The 2,986-nt window shown below is 51.3% G+C and carries 1 rRNA gene; it reads left to right on the top strand.

Annotation, left to right across the window (positions count from 1 at the left end):
• The first annotated feature begins 55 nt into the window (after positions 1-55).
• Positions 56-2,978, top strand: a 23S ribosomal RNA gene (locus PQF83_RS28375).
• Positions 2,979-2,986 lie beyond the last annotated feature (8 nt).

Genomic DNA, 2,986 nt, shown 5'->3' with positions numbered 1-2,986 from the left:
GTATGTTCTTTGAAAACTAGATAACAGTGTAGCTCATATTTTTTAATTTTAGTTTGGTTAAGTTAGAAAGGGCGCACGGTGGATGCCTTGACACTAGGAGTCGATGAAGGACGGGACTAACGCCGATATGCTTCGGGGAGCTGTAAGTAAGCTTTGATCCGAAGATTTCCGAATGGGGAAACCCACCATACGTAATGGTATGGTATCCTTATCTGAATACATAGGGTAAGGAAGACAGACCCAGGGAACTGAAACATCTAAGTACCTGGAGGAAGAGAAAGCAAATGCGATTTCCTGAGTAGCGGCGAGCGAAACGGAACATAGCCCAAACCAAGAGGCTTGCCTCTTGGGGTTGTAGGACATTCTATACGGAGTTACAAAGGAACGAGGTAGACGAAGCGACCTGGAAAGGTCCGTCGTAGAGGGTAACAACCCCGTAGTCGAAACTTCGTTCTCTCTTGAATGTATCCTGAGTACGGCGGAACACGTGAAATTCCGTCGGAATCTGGGAGGACCATCTCCCAAGGCTAAATACTCCCTAGTGATCGATAGTGAACCAGTACCGTGAGGGAAAGGTGAAAAGCACCCCGGAAGGGGAGTGAAAGAGATCCTGAAACCGTGTGCCTACAAATAGTCAGAGCCCGTTAACGGGTGATGGCGTGCCTTTTGTAGAATGAACCGGCGAGTTACGATCCCGTGCGAGGTTAAGCTGAAGAGGCGGAGCCGCAGCGAAAGCGAGTCTGAATAGGGCGTTTAGTACGTGGTCGTAGACCCGAAACCAGGTGATCTACCCATGTCCAGGGTGAAGTTCAGGTAACACTGAATGGAGGCCCGAACCCACGCACGTTGAAAAGTGCGGGGATGAGGTGTGGGTAGCGGAGAAATTCCAATCGAACCTGGAGATAGCTGGTTCTCCCCGAAATAGCTTTAGGGCTAGCCTTAAGTGTAAGAGTCTTGGAGGTAGAGCACTGATTGGACTAGGGGTCCTCATCGGATTACCGAATTCAGTCAAACTCCGAATGCCAATGACTTATCCTTAGGAGTCAGACTGCGAGTGATAAGATCCGTAGTCAAAAGGGAAACAGCCCAGACCGCCAGCTAAGGTCCCAAAGTGTGTATTAAGTGGAAAAGGATGTGGAGTTGCTTAGACAACTAGGATGTTGGCTTAGAAGCAGCCACCATTTAAAGAGTGCGTAATAGCTCACTAGTCGAGTGACTCTGCGCCGAAAATGTACCGGGGCTAAATACACCACCGAAGCTGCGGATTGATACCGAATGGTATCAGTGGTAGGGGAGCGTTCTAAGGACAGTGAAGTCAGACCGGAAGGACTGGTGGAGTGCTTAGAAGTGAGAATGCCGGTATGAGTAGCGAAAGACGGGTGAGAATCCCGTCCACCGAATGCCTAAGGTTTCCTGAGGAAGGCTCGTCCGCTCAGGGTTAGTCAGGACCTAAGCCGAGGCCGACAGGCGTAGGCGATGGACAACAGGTTGATATTCCTGTACCACCTCTTTATCGTTTGAGCAATGGAGGGACGCAGAAGGATAGAAGAAGCGTGCGATTGGTTGTGCACGTCCAAGCAGTTAGGCTGATAAGTAGGCAAATCCGCTTATCGTAAAGGCTGAGCTGTGATGGGGAAGCTCCTTATGGAGCGAAGTCTTTGATTCCCCGCTGCCAAGAAAAGCTTCTAGCGAGATAAAAGGTGCCTGTACCGCAAACCGACACAGGTAGGCGAGGAGAGAATCCTAAGGTGTGCGAGAGAACTCTGGTTAAGGAACTCGGCAAAATGACCCCGTAACTTCGGGAGAAGGGGTGCTTTCTTAACGGAAAGCCGCAGTGAATAGGCCCAAGCGACTGTTTAGCAAAAACACAGCTCTCTGCGAAGCCGTAAGGCGAAGTATAGGGGGTGACACCTGCCCGGTGCTGGAAGGTTAAGGAGAGGGGTTAGCGTAAGCGAAGCTCTGAACTGAAGCCCCAGTAAACGGCGGCCGTAACTATAACGGTCCTAAGGTAGCGAAATTCCTTGTCGGGTAAGTTCCGACCCGCACGAAAGGTGTAACGATTTGGGCACTGTCTCAACCAGAGACTCGGTGAAATTATAGTACCTGTGAAGATGCAGGTTACCCGCGACAGGACGGAAAGACCCCGTGGAGCTTTACTGTAGCCTGATATTGAATTTTGGTACAGTTTGTACAGGATAGGCGGGAGCCTTTGAAACCGGAGCGCTAGCTTCGGTGGAGGCGCTGGTGGGATACCGCCCTGACTGTATTGAAATTCTAACCTACGGGTCTTATCGACCCGGGAGACAGTGTCAGGTGGGCAGTTTGACTGGGGCGGTCGCCTCCTAAAGTGTAACGGAGGCGCCCAAAGGTTCCCTCAGAATGGTTGGAAATCATTCGTAGAGTGCAAAGGCATAAGGGAGCTTGACTGCGAGACCTACAAGTCGAGCAGGGACGAAAGTCGGGCTTAGTGATCCGGTGGTTCCGCATGGAAGGGCCATCGCTCAACGGATAAAAGCTACCCCGGGGATAACAGGCTTATCTCCCCCAAGAGTCCACATCGACGGGGAGGTTTGGCACCTCGATGTCGGCTCATCGCATCCTGGGGCTGTAGTCGGTCCCAAGGGTTGGGCTGTTCGCCCATTAAAGCGGTACGCGAGCTGGGTTCAGAACGTCGTGAGACAGTTCGGTCCCTATCCGTCGTGGGCGTAGGAAATTTGAGAGGAGCTGTCCTTAGTACGAGAGGACCGGGATGGACGCACCGCTGGTGTACCAGTTGTTCTGCCAAGGGCATAGCTGGGTAGCTATGTGCGGAAGGGATAAGTGCTGAAAGCATCTAAGCATGAAGCCCCCCTCAAGATGAGATTTCCCATAGCGTAAGCTAGTAAGATCCCTGAAAGATGATCAGGTTGATAGGTTCGAGGTGGAAGCATGGTGACATGTGGAGCTGACGAATACTAATAGATCGAGGACTTAACCATATAATATG

Origin of the sequence: Bacillus sp. FF-1 (assembly GCF_028548245.1) — a bacterium.
Lineage (GTDB): Bacteria > Bacillota > Bacilli > Bacillales > Bacillaceae_G > Bacillus_A > Bacillus_A paranthracis.
The sequence above is the reverse complement of the archived record's forward strand: the minus strand, read 5'-3'. Positions and strand labels throughout refer to the sequence as shown.